The following is a 16,880-nucleotide window of genomic DNA, read 5'->3' as shown; positions in this document are numbered from 1 at the left end:
GCGCATACTCAACCCTCTCCCGCTTTTGCGGGAGAGGGTGACGAGGCGAAGTCGAGGCGGGTGAGGGACTGGACGAGACGCGAGCATTTCCTGCGCCGAACATGCCCTCACCCTTCCGCCGCTACGCGGCTCCCTCCCTCTCCCGCAAAAGCGGGAGAGGGAAATAGGCATAGAAAAAGGGCGCGGTGACCATCGCCACCGCGCCCTTTTCGATACCGTGAAGCCTTGAGCTTACTCGGCTGCGGCGACTTCCGTCGGGCGCACGTCGCGGCGCTCGGCGATACGCGCCGACTTGCCGGTGCGGCCACGCAGATAATAGAGCTTCGCGCGACGCACGACACCGCGGCGAACCACCTCGATGCTGTCGATGTTCGGCGAGTAGAGCGGGAAGACGCGCTCGACGCCCTCACCGAACGAAATCTTGCGGACAGTGAAGCTCGAACCCATGCCCTTGTTGGCACGGGCGATGCACACGCCCTCATAGTTCTGCACGCGGGTGCGCTCGCCTTCGACGACCTTCACGCCGACCTTGAGGGTGTCGCCCGGGCGGAACTCCGGAATCTTCTTCGCCTCGTTGAACTTGGCGATCTGCTCGGCTTCGAGCGTCTGGATCAGGTTCATTTCTTGTCGTCCTGTTTACGTCGCCGCGCGCCAGAGGGAGACTGGATCCGAGCGCCCTCATGGCGCTCCCAAAGATCCGGTCTCCGTGACCGTGTATCGATCTCGGCACGCTGGCGTCGCCAGGCCTCGATCTTCGCATGATCCCCCGATCGCAGCACTTCGGGGATCGTGCGCCCTTCCCATTCGACAGGTCGGGTATATTGCGGATATTCGAGCAGCCCCGTTTCGAAGCTCTCGTCCATGCCGCTGGAAGGCGCGCCCATTACTCCGGGAATGAGGCGAATGCAAGCGTCAAGCATGGTGAGCGCCGCCATCTCGCCGCCGGACAGGATATAGTCGCCGATCGAGACCTGCTCGATATCACGCGCCTCGAACAGCCGCTCGTCGATCCCCTCGAACCGGCCGCAGAGGATGACCGCGCCGGGCCCCTTTGCCAGCGCGCGGACGCGGTCCTGGGTCAGCGGCTTGCCGCGCGGGGTCATCGCCAGGATCGGACGGCCAGGCGTGACACTGTCGAGCGCCGAGGCGATCACGTCCGCACGCATCACCATCCCCGCCCCGCCGCCGGCCGGCGTATCGTCGACCGAGCGATGCTTGTCGGTCGCGAAGTCGCGGATCTGCACGGCTTCCATGCTCCACAACCCCTCGCGCAGGCCCCTGCCCGCGAGCGATATGCCGAGCGGCCCGGGAAACATCTCGGGATAGAGGGTGAGGACGGTGGCAATGAAGGTCACTTCTGCATCCAGTTTTCGACCTTGAGACCCGGCAGATCCACAAAGTGTGCGATATTGTCCGTCACGATGGTAAGATCGCGGGACAGGGCGTGCGCGGCGATCAGGTTATCGAAACTGCCGCGCTTGAAAGGAAGCGACGCATAGACGCTCGCTGCGAGGATGTCGAAATCCAGAACCGGCACTTCCTCAATGAACAATCGCAGCTTGTCGACTGGCGGTGGTTTGCCGCGCTCCGATCCGAACAGGATTTCGGCATACGCTATCGCCGATGTGACGAGATCGCCTTCGTCACAGGCTGCCATGCGCGCGCGCAAGGCCTGACTCACCCCAAGCGACGCAGCGATCACGATGTTTGAATCGAGGAGGAATTTCACTCGCCGCGCTCAGCCTTCGACAGCCAATCCGGGTCTTCCCACAAGAGCGGGCGATGCTCGAAGATTCGGTCCTCGGCCTTGATGAGCTTCAAGCCGGAACCTGCCGCGCAGCCCCACACCTTGTCGATGTTGAACTTGCGCTTGGGCTTCCCGAGAGGCTCGACGATGAAGGTGCCACGATCCTCGCGCACCTTCATTTCCATACCCTCTTTCACGCCTAGCGCCTTCGGCAACCGCAAAGCCACCGAATTGCCCGACTTGAATGTCTTCGCGGTATATTCTTCGCCCATGACCGCCTCCGTATATACAATATGTATATACATTCACAGTAACAGTCAAGGAACCACCCTGCCCGCCAAGCGCTTCGCCGCGGCATGGACGATTGCATCATCATCGGCGGAGGCCCCGCCGGCCTCACCGCCGCGATCTATCTGGCGCGGTTCCATCTCGGCATCCGGCTGTTCGATTGCGGATCGAGCCGGGCGGCGCAGATTCCCTGCACGCGCAATCATGCCGGCTTCCCCGAAGGCATCTCGGGCAAGGAACTGCTCGCGCGGATGCTGGCCCAGGCCGAGAAATACGGCGCCGTCCGCGAACTGGCCGAGGTCGAGAGCCTGAGACTGCTCGATGACGGCTTCGGCGTGCGCGTCGGCGCGCGCGAGCATGCGGCGCGGACGGTGCTGCTGGCCACCGGCGTGGTGAACAACCGGCCGGACATGCCCCGCGACCTGCACGACGCGGCCCTGGCGCGCGGGCTGCTGCGCTATTGCCCGATCTGCGACGGCTATGAAGTGACCGACAAGCGGATCGGGGTGATCGGCACCGCCAGCCACGGGGTGGCCGAGGCGCTGTTCCTGCGCGGCTACAGCGCAAACGTGACGCTGGTCGCCCCCGAGGCGCACGATCTGTCGGAGGAGGAGACAGCGAAGCTTGACGCGGCCGGAATCGCGCGGATCGATGGCCCGTGCGGCGGCTATGCGATCGAGGGCGAGCGGTTCGCCTTCGATACCGCCGGAGGCCGCCTCGCCTTCGACAGCGTCTATCCGGCGCTGGGTTCGAAGATCCGCTCCGGCCTCGCGATCCAGGTCGGCGCGCGGGCGGACGAGAATGGGTGTCTCGAGGTGGACGACCATCAACGCACCAGCGTCCCCGGCCTGTTCGCCGCCGGGGACGTGGCACGCGGGCTCGACCAGATCAGCCATGCGATGGGCGAAGCCGGCGTCGCCGCCACCACCATCCGCAACCTGCTGGCCGAGCGACACCCGATCCGGCGCTAGCCGCCGCACCCGCCGCAGCCGCCTCCCCCGCAACCGCTCCCGCCACCGCCGCCATCTCCACCACCGCTGCTGCCGCCGTCGCTGCCCGAGCTGGCGGCGCGCATCTGGTGGAAACCGCCCCAGTCCGAACCGACCAGTACCGCGGTGCCGAACAGTGCCACCGCAAGGTCAGTCTCGCCGCCCGCCGGCGCGCGCCGGAGCCTTTCGCTATGCTCGCGTGCCTCGGCCAGCACCTCTTGCCCGGCGCGGGTCCGTCGGTCGAGCGCGGCGAAGCGGATGAAGGCGAAGATCGCCGTGACGATCAGGAACATGGTCAGGAACCCGACCGGCTTGCCCCGCGCCTCGCCGATCAGCAGCTTGGTGTATCCGAAGCCGATCAGCAGGAGATAGGGCAAGGTCTGGAAGAAACGCATCTGCAGCGCCTCGCCGGTGCCCATCAGCAGGTCGCCGGCGATCAGCCGCTCGCGGATCTTGCCGGCATGCTTGCCGACCGCCCCCTCGACCCTGCCCCAGCTCGCCCCGTCGGGCAGCGCGAGCACGCTGCGCTCCACGGGCGTGCCGTTGCCGAGATGGCTGGGAGTGAACTTGTTCTTGCCGTCCATCGCCAGCTGGTTGGTCGAGAGCAGGCGCGTGGCGACGGTCTCGGCGAAGCGTGTGCCGCCGCCGGCGAGATAGGCAAGGTCATCGGTATCGATGCGGCGCGGGGTGCGGCCTTCTGGCCGGATCCAGCGCGGAATGAGGAAACCGGCGAGGATCGTGACGATCAGCAGCCCGCCATAGAGTTGGAGAAACGGCCCGCCGGTGAGATCGAAGGGCGACATAAAGTCCTAGCTCCTCAACAAGAGCCCCAGGACCAGGACGAAGAGCGCTGCGAACGCTACGGGCAGCGCGATCCGGAATGGCCTCCGGGGCACGATGAATGCGTCGCGCGGATGCACGCGGCGCGCCTTGTGGTCCTCGAGCAGTCGCCGCCCCGCGTCGGGCCACAGGTCCGCGGGCGGCGTGCCGAAGACGCGCTCGTAACTGCGCAGCGTCTCGGCATATTGGGTGAAGTAGCGATGCCCCTCCTCGCGCCCGCCGGCCGTCGGGCCGTGGTGGAAGGGGCGACCCAGAACCTGGGGGCAGAAGCGCTCCCAGTAATCGCGGGTATAGGTCAAGTGCAGATGCCAGGCCTGATCGACCTGGTCGGAAGGGGTGACCGGATGGTCCGCGGTCGCCGCGAGGAAGCAGAAGCGTTTATATTCCTCGATCACCCGATCGGCCTCGGCAGAAGTCCAGCCATTCTCGCGCGCGAGCCGCTGCGCGAAGCTCAGTTCCGCGTCCTCGGGGCCGATGGTGTAATGGGAAAGCGCCGTCCAGACCGGGTGGTCGGTGGGGGTTCGAGAGAGACCAGGGGCCTTGCTCATCTATAATTCCCACTAACATAGTGGATTTAATTTGTCAATCGGAGGCATGGTAGCGGCCGGCATCGACCTGGGCCACCTCTTGGCGTGTACTTCGTGTACTTTGGGCCCCCGGCGCTATCGAGCCATCCGGCCGGTGGCGAGCCCGGTCGCCCAGTCGGGACGGCCCTCCGCCTCCGCCTTCCGGGCGGCGGCAAGGTGATCATAGGCCACGGCGCGGAGGCTGATCTCCGGCCCGTCGATCACCGCATAGCGCGCCAGCGGGTCGCCATTCTCGACCGTGTAGGGCCGGGGATGATCGTCGTCATAGGCCTGCAGCCCGACGCTGCCGGGGTTGAGCACGCGGCGTCCGTCGGCAAGCGCGAGCAGGCGCGGTACATGGGTGTGCCCGCACAGGACGAGCGCAGCCCCCTGCCCCGCCAGTCGCTCGGCCAGCTCCGCTTCGCTGGCGACGCGCAGGGTGTCGCCTTCCAGCGTGTCGGTAAGCGGCGTCACGTCGCTGGCCGGCGTGCCATGGCAGAGGAACATGCCATCCAGGGTGAGTGTCTCCGGCAGCGCCGCCATCCAGGCCAGCGCCTCGGGGCCGAGCGCAGCCCTGGTGAAGGCATCGGAAGCGTTCATCCGCTCCGCCGGCAGGGTCAGCACCTGGCGCTCGTGATTGCCGGCGATGGTCGGCCAGTTGCGCGCCATCAGCCATTCGGCGGTCTCGGCCGGCCAGAGCGGACCCGAGAGGATGTCGCCCAGGTTGAGGAAGCGGGCACAGCCCCGCGCCTCCGCATCGGCGACGACTGCGATCAGGGCCGGCAGGTTGCCATGGATATCGGAAAGGACGGCAGTCTTCGTCATTCGACGAAGGCGGCGCTCACCACGAGCCGCTCGGCATCCCATTCGGGCACCGCGGCGGGGGTCATCGGCACCATGAAGCGCTTGGGCTTCTCGCCTTCGGCAGTCGGCCGCTCGATCTCGAGCACGTCGCCCGCGCCGAAATTGTCGATCGCCACGACCTTGCCCAGCGCCTCGCCTTCGTCGGAGACGGCAGGCAGGCCCAGTAGGTCGACATGATAATATTCGCCCTCGCCCAGCGGGGGCAGCGCCGAGCGCGGGACGCTGAGCTCGGTCCCGCGCAGGGCCTCGGCCGCATTGCGGTCGGCCACTTCGGCGAAGCGCGCGATCGTGCCGTTGGGCCCGCCGCGCACCGACTTGAGCGTTAGCGCACCGCCATTGAACTGGCGGTGCACCGACAGGTCCTCGGCGAAGACCTTGAGACGGACCTCGCCCGTCACGCCGTGCGCGCCGATGATGACGGCGAGCGTGACGGGCTGATCGCTGGACAAAGCTTACGCCTCGGCCGGCGGGGTCTCTTCGGAAGTCGCCTCGGCGACCTGCTCGGCTTCCGCGGTCGGCTCTTCGGTGGCAGCCTCGATCTCGGCGCCGAGCACGGCTTCGGCTTCCTCGTTCGAACCCTCGGCCGGAGCCTCCTCGACAGGGGCCGGCGCAGCAGCGGCGGCAGCGGCAGCAGCCTTCGCCTCGGCAGCGGCTTCCTCGGCGGCCTTCAGCTTCTCGGCACGCTCTTCAGCGCGCTCGACGGCCTTCTCGCCCGGCTTGCCCTTGTTCGGGTTGTTCTTGGCGGCGCGCTCCTTGATGCCGGCGACATCGAGGAAGCGGGCGACGCGGTCGGTCGGCTGCGCGCCGACGCCCAGCCAGTACTTGGCGCGCTCACCGTCGAGCACGATGCGCTTGGCATCGTCCTTGGCGAGGAGCGGGTTGTAGGTGCCGATCTTCTCGATGAACTTGCCGTCGCGGGGCGAACGGGCGTCGGCAACGACGATGCGGTAGTACGGACGCTTCTTCGAGCCGCCGCGCGACAGACGCAGGGAAATAGCCATTACAATCTTCCTTCTTCGTATTCGTCACCCGGCCGGAGCCGGGATCGTTGGTTGTTGCCCCGCCGCCTGACGGCTGGGCGGGGGTATCACTTCTTCTTGATCAAATTCTCGAAACCGGGCGGGAGCTGCGGCGCGCCTGGGCCGCCAAGGCCGGGAAGCCCGCCCGTGTCCAGCTTGCCCATCATGTCGCCAAGCCCCGCGCCACCCAGCGCGTTGCCGATGCCGCCCATGCCGCCGCCGGGACCGCCCTTGCCGAACATGCCCAGCATGCCCTTCAGACCGCCCATCTTCTTCAGCCGCTTCATCGCGGTCTGCATCTCGAGGTGCATCTTCAGCAGCTTGTTGACTTCCTGCACCGTGGTGCCCGAGCCCTTGGCGATGCGGATCTTGCGCTTGGCGTTGATCAGGTCCGGCTTGGCGCGCTCCTTGGGCGTCATCGAGGTGATCATCGCATCCATGCGGATCAGCACCTTGTCGCCGCCGACCTGGTCGACTGCGGCCTGCGCCTTCTTCATGCCCGGCATCATGCCGGCGAGTGCGCCGAGGCCGCCCATGCGGCGCATCTGGGCGAGCTGGCCGCGCAGGTCGTTCATGTCGAACTGGCCCTTGGCCAGCCGCGCCGCCATCTTCTCGGCGTCTTCCTCCTGGATCGCGGCCGCCGCCTTCTCGACGAGGCTGACGACGTCGCCCATGCCGAGGATACGGCCGGCAACGCGCTTCGGGTGGAAGGCTTCGAGCTGGTCGAGCTTTTCGCCCATGCCGGCAAACTTGATCGGCTTGCCGGTGACCGCGCGCATCGACAGCGCCGCGCCGCCGCGGGCATCGCCGTCCATGCGGGTGAGGATCACGCCGGTGAGTGGAACCTGCTCGGAGAAGCTCGACGCGACGTTCACGGCGTCCTGGCCGGTCAGCGAGTCGACGACGAGCAGGATCTCGTTCGGCGTGGCGATGTCCGCCACCGCCTTCATCTCGTCCATCAGCGCCTGGTCGACGTGCAGTCGGCCGGCGGTGTCGAGCATCAGGACGTCATAGCCCTGGAGCTTGGCGGCGTTGAGCGCACGCCTGGCGATCTCAACCGGCTGCTGGCCGGCGACGATCGGCAGCGTGTTGACGTCGGTCTGGGTGCCGAGGACCGCGAGCTGCTCCTGCGCGGCCGGACGGTTCACGTCCAGCGACGCCATCATCACCTTCTTGCCCTGGCTCTTGAGCAGGCGCGCGAGCTTGGCGGTGGTGGTCGTCTTGCCCGAGCCCTGGAGGCCGACGAGCATGATAACGGCAGGCGGGGTGACGGCGATCTCGAGTTCGGCCGTGTCCGGGCCGAGCATGTCCACGAGCGTGTCGTGGACGATCTTGACCACCTGCTGGCCCGGCGTGACCGAGCGGAGCACTTCATGGCCGATCGCCTGCTCGGTCGCCTTCTCGACGAAGTCGCGCGCCACCGGAAGCGCGACATCGGCCTCCAGCAGGGCGATCCGCACTTCGCGCATCGCGGTGCGGACATCGGCTTCGGTCAGCGCGCCACGACCACGCAGGCGATCGAATACGCCACCCAGCCGTTCGCTCAGACTTTCGAACATCGGACCCAAAAACTCCAAATCAGAACCGCGATTCGCCAAACGCAAAACACGCCGGCGGACGAAACCTCGTCGGCCGGCGTCACCCCTTGGGGTGGCAAATGTCTCGCGTTCAAAGAGAACGGTCGCGGTGGCCCCTACTGCATCCACCCGCGCGAGGCAAGCCCGGCGCGCGGGCGCAAAATATTGCGCGAACGTGTCGCCGGCTTAACCCGTTTTATACCGTACGCATGAGAAACGACCCCGATCACAGTTGGGGATCGTCGCCGGCATGTCGCTGGACTTCGAAGAACAAGCCGTATCGCAAAACCCTCCACGCCCGGGCCTGCTCTCGGGCGCGATCAGCGTGGCCGCGATCCTGCTGTTCGTCGGCACCGGCAGCGCCGTGCTGTCCAAGACGCTGCAATATTATTTCGAGGGCGGCGCGCCTGCCGATCGCACGCTGGTGATCGCGCTGCTGCTCAACGTCGCGCTGATCCTGTTCGGCTGGCGCCGTCACGCAGCGCTCAGCCAGGAAGTGCTGATCCGCACCGCCGCCGAGGAGCGCGCCCAGCAGCTCGCCAACCGCGATCCGCTGACCGGCTTTCTCAACCGCCGCAGCCTGGCCGAGGAAGGCGCGGCGATGTTCGTCCGGGCCCAGCGCCGCCGCAAGGCGATGGCGCTGATCATGCTCGACCTCGACCATTTCAAGACGATCAACGACATGCACGGCCATGCCGTGGGCGACGCGCTGCTCCGCGCCGTCGCCGCGGAGATCGCGCATGTCCTGCCACCGATCACGCTCACCGCGCGGCTGGGCGGCGACGAGTTCGCCTGCGGTTTCCTGTTCGACCCGAGCGAGCCCGGGGTGGTCGAGCGCATCGCCGAGCGGCTGGTCAGCCGCATGGCCCAGCCCTTCGAAGCCGAGGGCCTGCGCCTGCACATCTCCTGCTCGCTCGGCATCGCCCGCTCGGACTTCGACTGCGCGAGCATCGACGCGCTGATGCGCTCGGCCGACATCGCGATGTACGCGGCCAAGAAATCGGGCCGCAACCGCTATGCCTGGTTCGATCATTCGATGGAGCGCGAGCTCCAGATGCGCAACGACCTGGAAAACGGCCTACGCACCGCGATCCCGCGCGGCGAGATCGTTCCCTACTTCGAGCAGCAGATCGACCTCAGCACCAACCGCCTGCACGGCTTCGAGGTGCTGGCGCGCTGGGAGCATCCGACGCGCGGGCTGATCAGCCCCGAACAGTTCATCCCGATCGCGGAAGAGACCGGCATGATCGCGGACCTCTCGCTCTCGATCATGCGCCAGGCCTTCCTCGCCGCGCGTGACTGGGATCCCTCGCTCACTTTGTCGATCAACATCTCGCCCTGGCAGCTGCGCGACGCCTGGCTGGCGCAGAAGATCATCAAGGTGTTGGCGGAGACCGGCTTCCCTGCCAGCCGGCTCGAGGTGGAAATTACCGAGAGCGCACTGTTCGACAATCTCGCGCTTGCCCAGTCGATCGTCGGCAGCCTGAAGAACCAGGGCGCCCGGCTGGCACTGGACGATTTCGGCACCGGCTATTCATCACTCGCCCACCTTCGCGCCCTGCCCTTCGACCGGATCAAGATCGACAAGAGCTTCATCCTGTCACTCAATTCGAGCGCGGACTCGGCAGCGATCGTCAACGCGATCATCAGCCTGGGCGAGAGCCTGAACCTGCCGATCACCGCGGAGGGCGTGGAGGACGCGGCGATCGAGGAGCGGCTCCGCGCCGCCGGCTGCGCCAAGGCGCAGGGCTGGTATTATGGCAAGCCGCTGTCGATGAGCGGCGTCCGGCGCCTGCTCGCCGAGCGCCGGCTGATCCTCGCCGCCGGCAGCACCCCGACCGGCCCCGAAGCCACTTCGGGGCAGCGCCGCACCGGTTGAATCGCCGCTTTTCCGTACCTTCGACATATTCTATACTGCGCCGTTAATCAGGCGGAGAGTCGAGATGCTCGATCGTCGGACGGCCCTGATTCTATTGGGCGGCGCGGCAGGCGGCCTTGTCGGTGTGGTGGCGCTTACCCCCTCTCCCGGCAGCATGCGCGACGAAGCGCGACCCGATCTCTACAATTGCGAAGGCTGCGCGGCGGTGGCCGAGCGAAACGCCCGAGGCCTTTCCGCCCGGGTCCGGCTTGCCTCGGCGCAGGAGCCGGGCGAGCAGATGACGCTGACCGGACGGATACTGGCTCGGGATGGCGCGCCGGCGCCGGGCGTGATCGTCTACGCGCATCACACCAACGCGGCAGGCCTCTATGCCAATGGCACGCCCGAGACCGAATGGAGCCGGCGCCATGGCCGGTTGCGCGGCTGGGCGCGGACCGGCGCGGACGGGGTCTACACCTTCGAGACGATCAAGCCCGCGCCTTATCCGGACCGGAGCATGCCGGCGCACGTCCATCTCTTCATCGGCGAGCCGGACAAGCGTCCCTATTATATCGACGACGTGGTGTTCGACGGCGAGTACGGCGTCACACCCGCCTATCGCGCGAAACAGGAGCTGCGCGGCGGCAGCGGGATCGTGCAGCTGACCCGGAGCGAAGGCGGCGTGCTGCTGGCCCGGCGGGACATCCGGCTGGAGCGCCATCCGGAGGGCGCGGGACTCGGGGCGGGCTAGGTCCCTTACCACCCCGCCCCGGCCTCACTGAGGAATGCCAACTCCTCCGGCGTCGACTCCCGCCCCAGCGCGGCGTTGCGACTCGGATAGCGCCCGAACCGCGCGACCACCGCTGCGTGCTTTTCCGCAAAGCCGAGGAGATAGGCGTCGTCCAGCGAACCGAACTTCTCTACGCTCAGCTTCTGCATCGCCGGGTCCTCGGCATGTTCGAGCGGCAGATAGAGGAACTGGCGCCGGTCCTTGTCCATGTCCGCGTCCCAGCCCTTGCCGATCGCCTCCAGCGCCAGTTGCAGCGCGAGTGGATCGGCGGCGAAGGCCTCGGCGGTGCCGCGGTGGATGTTGCGGCTGAACTGGTCGAGCAGGATGATCGCAGCGAGCAACGTCTCGGGATCGTCGCGCCAGCCCGCCGCGCCCGATCCCAGCACCAGATCGCGCAGCGGCCCGAAGCGCGCCTTGATCTCCGCATCGAGCCTGACGGAGGTGGCGAAATGCTGCTCGGGGGTGAGCGCGAACCAGAAGCTCAACACTTCGCGGGCCTTCGCGTGGACATCGAGTGTAGCTGCGCCTAGATCACCGGCCAAATGTCATCCCCTCACGTCATCAGTCTGGGTTGTCGCCTCAACCTCGCCGAAAGCGAGACGATCCGCACCTTATTGTCGGATCGCGACACCGTCGTGATCAACAGTTGCGCGGTGACCAACGAGGCCGTCAAGCAGACCCGCCAGGCGATCCGCCGCGCCCGGCGCGAGCGGCCGGGCGCCGAGCTGGTGGTGACGGGCTGCGCAGCGCAGATCGATCCCCAGGCCTTCGCCGCAATGCCCGAGGTCGACCGGGTGATCGGCAATGCCGAGAAGCTGATGTATTCAGCTTGGAAGGCTGCTGCACCGGTGATGGTGCAGGACATCATGGCGGTGCGCGAGACCGCGCCGCACCTAGCCGCGAGCTTCTCGACCCATGCCCGGGCGTTCGTCGAGGTGCAGAATGGCTGCGACCATCGCTGCACCTTCTGCGCCATCCCCTATGGCCGGGGGAACAGCCGCTCGGTGCCCGCCGGTGCGGTGATCGACCGGGTCTCCGCACTGGCCGAGAGCCATGCCGAGGTGGTGCTGACCGGGGTCGATCTGACCAGCTACGGCCCCGATCTTCCGGGCGCGCCCAGCCTCGGCCAGCTGGTCGAGCGCATCCTGGCACATGTGCCGAAGCTCCGGCGCCTCAGGCTTTCCTCGCTCGACGGGATCGAAGTCGACGACCGGTTGTTTGCGCTGCTCACCGGGGAGCCGCGCCTGATGCCGCACGTCCATCTCTCGCTCCAGGCGGGGGACGACATGATCCTGAAGCGCATGAAGCGCCGCCACAGCCGCGCCCAGTCGGTCGCGCTGGCCGAGCGGCTGCGCATGGCGCGGCCGGACATCGCGATCGGTGCCGATCTAATCGCCGGCTTCCCGACCGAGACCGAGGAAATGTTCGAGAACAGCCTCGCGCTGATCGCCGACTGCGGCATCGTCCATGCCCATATCTTCCCCTACAGCCCCCGCAACGGCACCCCGGCGGCGAAGATGCCCCAAGTCGAGCCCGAGATCGTCAAGGTCCGAGCCGCCCGCCTGCGCACCGAGGCCGCCCGCGTCAGGGACAATTGGCTGCAAAGCCTGGTAGGCAGCACCCAACAAGTGCTGGTAGAGCGCCCCGGAGAGCGGGGCCATGCCGGCAATTTCGCCGAGGTTCGCCTCGCCCCCCAAGAAGTCGGAGAGATTGTGAGCGTAAAGATCGTCGATGTCCGGGAAGGGAAGCTGATCGCATGAGCGGGCCCAGCTGGCACGAGCGCCTTCTCGGCGGCTTCCGCAAGACCTCCGACCGGCTGATCGGCAACCTCGCCGGGCTCGGCCTAGCGCGGCTCGATGAGGCGACGCTGGACGATATCGAGGAAGCACTGATCGCCTCCGACCTCGGCCCCGCCACCGCCGCGCGCGTCCGCCAGCGGCTCGCCGAGGGCCAGTTCGAGCGCAACATGGAGGAACTGGGCATCCGCCTGGTCGTGGCCGAGGAAGTCGCCAAGGTGCTCGCCCCCGTCGCCCGCAAGCTCGAGGTCGAGGCCTTCCCTCGTCCGCAGGTGATCCTCGTCATCGGCGTCAACGGATCGGGCAAGACCACGACAATTGCCAAGATCGCCAATTTGCTGATGGAGCAGGATTATTCGGTGATGCTCGCCGCCGGCGACACCTTCCGCGCCGCCGCGATCGGCCAGCTGCGGACCTGGGCCGAGCGGATCGGCGTGCCGATCGTCTCGGGCGCCGAGGGCGGCGATGCCGCGGGCATCGTGTTCGAGGCGGTGAAGCAGGCGACCGAGAAGGGCACCGACGTGCTGATCGTCGACACCGCCGGGCGCCTGCAGAACAAGACCGAGCTGATGGACGAGCTGGCCAAGATCCGCCGCGTGCTCGGCCGCCTCAACCCGGCGGCGCCGCACGACGTGGTGCTCGTGCTCGACGCCACCACCGGCCAGAACGCGCTCAACCAAATCGAGGTGTTCAAGGAAGTTGCCGGCGTCACCGGCCTCGTCATGACCAAGCTCGACGGCACCGCGCGCGGCGGCGTTCTGGTCGCGGCGGCGGAGAAATACGGCCTGCCGATCCATGCGATCGGCGTGGGCGAGAAGGTGGACGACCTGCGCCCGTTCAATGCCGAGGAAGTGGCGCGCATCATCGCCGGCGTGGAGGAGCTTACCAATGGCTGAGAAGAAGGCCGCCTCGCCCGGCGTGCGGATGCTGATCGATTACGGGCCGCTCGCGGTGTTCTTCGCGGTCAACTCGCTGGCGCAGGGCCCGGTGCTCGCCCGCGTGTTCGCCGCGACCGTGGCGTTCATGGTGGCGATGGCCGGCGCGATCGCCCTCTCCTGGTGGAAGACCCGCCACGTCTCGCCGATGCTGTGGATCACCGCCGCCTTCGTGCTGCTGTTCGGCGGGCTGACGCTCTATTTCCACGACCAGACCTTCATCCAGATCAAGCCGACGATCATCTATGCGATGTTCGCGATCGTGCTCGGCTATGGTCTGATCGCCGACAAGCCGCTGCTCCAGACCCTTCTCGAACAGGCTTATCCGGGGCTTTCGGCCAAGGGCTGGCGGCTGCTGACGATCAACTGGACGATCTTCTTCGCAGTCGCAGCGGTGGCCAATGAAGGCGTCCGCCACTTCGTCACCTGGGACCAGTGGGTGATCTTCAAGACCTGGATCATGATCCCGGTCACGTTGGTGTTCGCGATGCTCAACATCCCGATGCTGCTCAAGCACGGCCTGCAGCTCGAGACGCCCGAGGAGGCGCCGATCCCGCCGCAGGAATAAGCGGCGGTGTCGAGCCCCCTCTACCGCGCAGTCCGCGCCACCAACTGGCTGCGGCGCCAGATCCGCACCAACTCGCTATGGTTCCTGGCGCTGTCGCTGGTCGTCGGTGCCGGTGCGGGGCTCTCGGCGATCCTGCTCGGCCAACTCGCGCGCGGCACCCAGCGCCTGCTGTTCGGCCTCGCCCAGGGCGAGCATCTGAGCGCGGCCGAGGCGATCACCCCCTGGCGGCTGGTCGCCCTGCCCATCGGCGGCGCGCTGCTCGGGCTCGTCCTGTGGTTCCTGCGCCGGCGCAAGGCAGTCGACATCGTCGAGGCCAATGCGCTGCACGGCGGCCGCATCCCGGCACGCGACACCGCGACGGTGGTCGGCACCACCCTGCTCTCCAACAGCTTCGGCGCCTCGGTGGGGCTCGAGGCCGCCTATGCCCAGGCCGGCGGCGGGCTCGCCTCGCTGCTCGGGCAGAAGGTGAAGCTCCGGCGGAGCGACCTGCGCACGCTGATGGCGGCCGGCGCGGGCGCGGCGGTGAGCGCAGCCTTCGGCGCACCGCTCACCGGCGCCTTCTACGCCTTCGAAGTGGTGCTCGGCGCCTATAGCACCGCCACCGTCGCCCCGGTGATGCTCGCCGCGCTCGCCGCCGCCGTGCTGGCGCGCGGCATGGGCATGACGCCCTATGTGATCGCCGCCGGCGGCATGCACCCGACCGGCACCGCCGATTATGTGCTTTACGGCCTGCTCGGGCTGATATGCGCGTTCATGGGCATCGTGCTGATGCGGCTGGTCTCGCTGATCGAGCATGCGGTGCACCGCTCGAAGCTGCCCATGCACTGGGCGCCGCTCGTCGGCGGGCTGCTGCTGATCCCGCTCGCGCTGCTCTCGCCCCAGACGCTTTCGGGCGGGCACGGCGCGCTCAACCTCAACCTGATCGCCGAAGTGACGATCGCCGGGCTGGCGCTGACCATCCTGCTCAAGATGCTCGCCTCCGCGGTGTCGCTCGGCTTCGGCTTTCGCGGCGGCCTGTTCTTCGCCTCGCTGTTCCTCGGCTCGCTGGTGGGGCGGCTCTACCAGGTGGTGCTGGCACAGATCCCAGGCCTGCATGTGCTGGCGCCCGACGACGCCACCGTGGTTGGCATGGCGGCGATGGCAGTGGCGGTGGTCGGCGGGCCGATCACCATGTCGCTGCTGGTGCTGGAGGTGACGCACGACTTCGCGATCACCGGCGTCGCGGTGGCGGCCACGCTGATCTCCTCCACCGTCGCGCGCGAGGCGTTCGGCTACAGCTTCTCGACCTGGCGGCTCCACCTGCGCGGCGAGACGCTGCGCAGCGGCCGCGACGTGGGCTGGATGCGCGCGCTCACCGCCGGGCAGATGATGCGCCGCGACGTGCCCCAGCTCGCCGCCGATGCCAGCGTCTCCGCCTTTCGCGAGCGCTTCCCGCTCGGCTCGACCACGCGCGTCGTGCTGCTCGACGTGAAGGGCCATTATGCCGGCATCGTCGAGACCGCGGCAGCCTGGTCGCCCGATGTCGAGCTGGTCGCCGAGATCGGATCGCTGGCCAAGCTCGCCCATGCCCGCCTGACGCCCGACATGGGGATCGGCGAGGTGCTGGAGACGTTCGACCGAGTCGCCGCGGACGATCTGGTGGTGGTGGCGCCGGATGGCAGCGTGGCCGGGCTGATCACCGAGCGGCATGCCCGGCGGCGCTATGCCGAGGAGCTGGAGCGGTCGCAGCGGGAGCTGTACGGCGAGGCTTAGGCTTTTCCCCGGCAAAGGCCGGGGTCCAGCCTTGAAAGTCACGCGCCATTGGCGCGTCTACGACGCGCACTGCTCAGTCTGGGGCCCGGCCTTCGCCGGGGAAGAAGAGGGTTACTTCCGCGCGCCCGTCCGCTTCGCGACCACGTCGCTCCGCAGCGCCTCGCGCCGGGCGAACAGTTCGGCTTCCTCCGACGGCGAGAGGCCGCCGGCGGCGTAGCGCTCTTCGAGCGTGTCGATCTGATAGGCTTCGCGCTTCAGCCGCTTCGCCTGGCGGCGGGTGAGCTGGCCGCTGTCGCGCCCGTCACGGATGTCGCTGCGGATCTTCGCCGTCTCGGCGGCGCTCTGGTCATGGCCCATCGAGCTGCCCGAGGGACCCTGCATCGTCGGCCCGCCCCAGATCTGGGCGGATGCCGGCGCGGCGGCGATGAACAAGGGTGCGAGGATCAGGTAGCGGCGCATCACGACTTTCCCCAAAGCTGTGCTGGATGGAGGGTCGGGGTCGGCGGTTGAATGCGGGCTGAATGTGGCTCGCACCCGCAAGCCGCTCCCCGGCTTTCGCCGGGGAGCAGTAGAGGCTTTTGCCGGGGAGCGAAAAAGGGGCGCCCGATCGCTCGGACGCCCCTTCCCTAAATCGCGGTTCGCGGAATCAGCTGTCCTGATCGGCGCGGCTCACGCCGGCACCGTCGAGGTTCTGCGACACAAAGTCCCAGTTGATGATGTTCGCGGTGATCGTCTCGAGATACTTCGGACGCAGGTTGCGATAATCGATGTAGTAGGCGTGTTCCCACACGTCGATCGTCAGCAGCGGCTTCATGCCCTCATAGACCACCGGCGTGTCGGCGTCGTGCAGCGAGGTGACCTTGAGCTGGTCGCCGTCGAGCACCAGCCAGCCCCAGCCGTTCGAGAAGTGCGCGGTCGATTCCGCGACCAGCTTCTTCACCAGCTCGTCGGTCGAGCCGTACTGCGCGGCGATCAGCTCGGCGAGCTTGCCGCTCGGCGCGGTCTTCTCGCCGGTCAGGCCCTGCCAGAAGAAGCTGTGATTCCAGATCTGGGCCGAGTTGTTGAACAGGCCCTTGTCGTTCGTCGACTTGGCGTGAGCGATCACTTCGCTGAGCTTGCGGCCCTCGAGGCCCTTCTCGGCGATGAAGCCATTGGTCTTGTCGACATAGGCCTTGTGATGCTTGCCGTGGTGAAACTCGAGCGTCTCGGCCGACATGTGCGGCGCCAGCGCGTCCTTGTCGAAGGGAAGCGGGGGAAGTTCGAAGGCCATTTGGTCTCTCCAGGGTTCACC

Annotated in this window: 20 protein-coding genes; 7 read left to right on the top strand and 13 right to left on the bottom strand. The window is 67.4% G+C overall.

Features of this window, described 5'->3' with window-relative positions; translation table 11 throughout:
• Window positions 1-231: 231 nt before the first annotated feature.
• The 4 genes from rplS to J2W22_RS13225 are packed head-to-tail and all read right to left on the bottom strand — an operon-like array spanning window position 232 to window position 2,019.
• Window positions 232-621 (bottom strand): 50S ribosomal protein L19, encoded by a 390-nt coding sequence (rplS, locus tag J2W22_RS13240; RefSeq protein WP_307118710.1) that lies wholly within the window; start codon window positions 619-621, stop codon window positions 232-234.
• Window positions 618-1,355: a tRNA (guanosine(37)-N1)-methyltransferase TrmD gene (trmD, locus tag J2W22_RS13235; protein WP_307118709.1), complete on the bottom strand. Its 738-nt coding sequence runs from the start codon at window positions 1,353-1,355 to the stop codon at window positions 618-620. Before trmD ends, rplS begins: the two co-directional genes overlap by 4 nt.
• Window positions 1,352-1,729 carry a type II toxin-antitoxin system VapC family toxin gene (locus tag J2W22_RS13230; RefSeq protein ID WP_307118708.1) on the bottom strand — a complete coding sequence of 126 codons (378 nt, stop codon included), beginning with the start codon at window positions 1,727-1,729 and terminating at the stop codon, window positions 1,352-1,354. Before J2W22_RS13230 ends, trmD begins: the two co-directional genes overlap by 4 nt.
• Window positions 1,726-2,019, bottom strand: a complete 294-nt coding sequence (locus J2W22_RS13225; RefSeq protein WP_307118707.1) for an AbrB/MazE/SpoVT family DNA-binding domain-containing protein — start codon at window positions 2,017-2,019, stop codon at window positions 1,726-1,728. Before J2W22_RS13225 ends, J2W22_RS13230 begins: the two co-directional genes overlap by 4 nt.
• An 84-nt stretch (window positions 2,020-2,103) precedes the next feature.
• Here J2W22_RS13225 and J2W22_RS13220 point away from each other — a divergent pair, with 84 nt between their 5' ends.
• Window positions 2,104-3,006 carry an NAD(P)/FAD-dependent oxidoreductase gene (locus J2W22_RS13220; protein WP_307118706.1) on the top strand — a complete coding sequence of 301 codons (903 nt, stop codon included), beginning with the start codon at window positions 2,104-2,106 and terminating at the stop codon, window positions 3,004-3,006.
• Here the strand turns inward: J2W22_RS13220 and J2W22_RS13215 are convergent.
• From J2W22_RS13215 to ffh, 6 genes are all read right to left on the bottom strand, one after another.
• Window positions 3,003-3,827, bottom strand: a complete 825-nt coding sequence (locus J2W22_RS13215; RefSeq protein ID WP_307118705.1) for a TIGR04222 domain-containing membrane protein — start codon at window positions 3,825-3,827, stop codon at window positions 3,003-3,005. The two genes, J2W22_RS13220 and J2W22_RS13215, sit on opposite strands and share 4 nt — an antisense overlap.
• A 6-nt stretch (window positions 3,828-3,833) precedes the next feature.
• Window positions 3,834-4,412 carry a glycine-rich domain-containing protein gene (locus J2W22_RS13210; RefSeq protein WP_307118704.1) on the bottom strand — a complete coding sequence of 193 codons (579 nt, stop codon included), beginning with the start codon at window positions 4,410-4,412 and terminating at the stop codon, window positions 3,834-3,836.
• 114 nt (window positions 4,413-4,526) lie between these two features.
• Window positions 4,527-5,255: a metallophosphoesterase family protein gene (locus tag J2W22_RS13205; protein WP_307118703.1), complete on the bottom strand. Its 729-nt coding sequence runs from the start codon at window positions 5,253-5,255 to the stop codon at window positions 4,527-4,529.
• The gene (rimM, locus tag J2W22_RS13200; RefSeq protein WP_307118702.1) at window positions 5,252-5,743 is read right to left on the bottom strand and encodes a ribosome maturation factor RimM; all 492 of its coding nucleotides are present in this window, start codon (window positions 5,741-5,743) and stop codon (window positions 5,252-5,254) included. The genes J2W22_RS13205 and rimM overlap by 4 nt, the downstream gene beginning before the upstream one ends.
• Window positions 5,744-5,746: 3 nt before the next feature.
• Entirely contained in the window at window positions 5,747-6,295 is a 549-nt protein-coding gene (rpsP, locus tag J2W22_RS13195; RefSeq protein ID WP_307118701.1) for a 30S ribosomal protein S16, read from the bottom strand.
• Window positions 6,296-6,381: 86 nt separating this feature from the next.
• Window positions 6,382-7,872, bottom strand: a complete 1,491-nt coding sequence (gene ffh, locus J2W22_RS13190; protein WP_307118700.1) for a signal recognition particle protein — start codon at window positions 7,870-7,872, stop codon at window positions 6,382-6,384.
• Window positions 7,873-8,140: 268 nt separating this feature from the next.
• On the opposite strand from ffh, the gene J2W22_RS13185 reads away from it, so the two are divergent.
• The gene (locus J2W22_RS13185; protein WP_307118699.1) at window positions 8,141-9,769 is read left to right on the top strand and encodes a putative bifunctional diguanylate cyclase/phosphodiesterase; all 1,629 of its coding nucleotides are present in this window, start codon (window positions 8,141-8,143) and stop codon (window positions 9,767-9,769) included.
• 64 nt (window positions 9,770-9,833) lie between these two features.
• Window positions 9,834-10,499 carry a dioxygenase family protein gene (locus J2W22_RS13180; RefSeq protein ID WP_307118698.1) on the top strand — a complete coding sequence of 222 codons (666 nt, stop codon included), beginning with the start codon at window positions 9,834-9,836 and terminating at the stop codon, window positions 10,497-10,499.
• 5 nt (window positions 10,500-10,504) lie between these two features.
• On the opposite strand, the gene J2W22_RS13175 is transcribed toward J2W22_RS13180, so the two are convergent.
• Entirely contained in the window at window positions 10,505-11,080 is a 576-nt protein-coding gene (locus J2W22_RS13175; protein WP_307118697.1) for a DUF924 family protein, read from the bottom strand.
• Here J2W22_RS13175 and mtaB point away from each other — a divergent pair, their 5' ends adjacent.
• From mtaB to J2W22_RS13155, 4 genes are read left to right on the top strand one after another with little or no spacing between them, the layout of a single operon-like run.
• Window positions 11,081-12,298, top strand: a complete 1,218-nt coding sequence (mtaB, locus tag J2W22_RS13170; protein WP_307118696.1) for a tRNA (N(6)-L-threonylcarbamoyladenosine(37)-C(2))-methylthiotransferase MtaB — start codon at window positions 11,081-11,083, stop codon at window positions 12,296-12,298.
• Window positions 12,295-13,230 (top strand): signal recognition particle-docking protein FtsY, encoded by a 936-nt coding sequence (ftsY, locus tag J2W22_RS13165; RefSeq protein WP_307118695.1) that lies wholly within the window; start codon window positions 12,295-12,297, stop codon window positions 13,228-13,230. Before mtaB ends, ftsY begins: the two co-directional genes overlap by 4 nt.
• Window positions 13,223-13,837: an inner membrane-spanning protein YciB gene (locus J2W22_RS13160; RefSeq protein ID WP_307118694.1), complete on the top strand. Its 615-nt coding sequence runs from the start codon at window positions 13,223-13,225 to the stop codon at window positions 13,835-13,837. The genes ftsY and J2W22_RS13160 overlap by 8 nt, the downstream gene beginning before the upstream one ends.
• Window positions 13,838-13,843: 6 nt before the next feature.
• Window positions 13,844-15,589, top strand: coding sequence for a chloride channel protein (locus tag J2W22_RS13155; protein WP_307118693.1), 1,746 nt, complete (start codon window positions 13,844-13,846; stop codon window positions 15,587-15,589).
• A gap of 111 nt (window positions 15,590-15,700) precedes the next feature.
• Here the strand turns inward: J2W22_RS13155 and J2W22_RS13150 are convergent, their stop codons facing one another.
• Together J2W22_RS13150 and J2W22_RS13145 are read right to left on the bottom strand one after the other, a co-directional pair.
• Window positions 15,701-16,048 carry a hypothetical protein gene (locus J2W22_RS13150; RefSeq protein WP_307118692.1) on the bottom strand — a complete coding sequence of 116 codons (348 nt, stop codon included), beginning with the start codon at window positions 16,046-16,048 and terminating at the stop codon, window positions 15,701-15,703.
• 187 nt (window positions 16,049-16,235) lie between these two features.
• A complete protein-coding gene (locus J2W22_RS13145) occupies window positions 16,236-16,859 on the bottom strand; it encodes a superoxide dismutase (RefSeq protein WP_307118691.1) in 624 nt (207 codons plus the stop codon).
• Window positions 16,860-16,880 lie beyond the last annotated feature (21 nt).

Source organism: Sphingomonas kyeonggiensis (assembly GCF_030812785.1).
Lineage (GTDB): Bacteria > Pseudomonadota > Alphaproteobacteria > Sphingomonadales > Sphingomonadaceae > Sphingomonas > Sphingomonas kyeonggiensis_B.
This window is presented reverse-complemented; position numbering and strand designations above follow the sequence as displayed.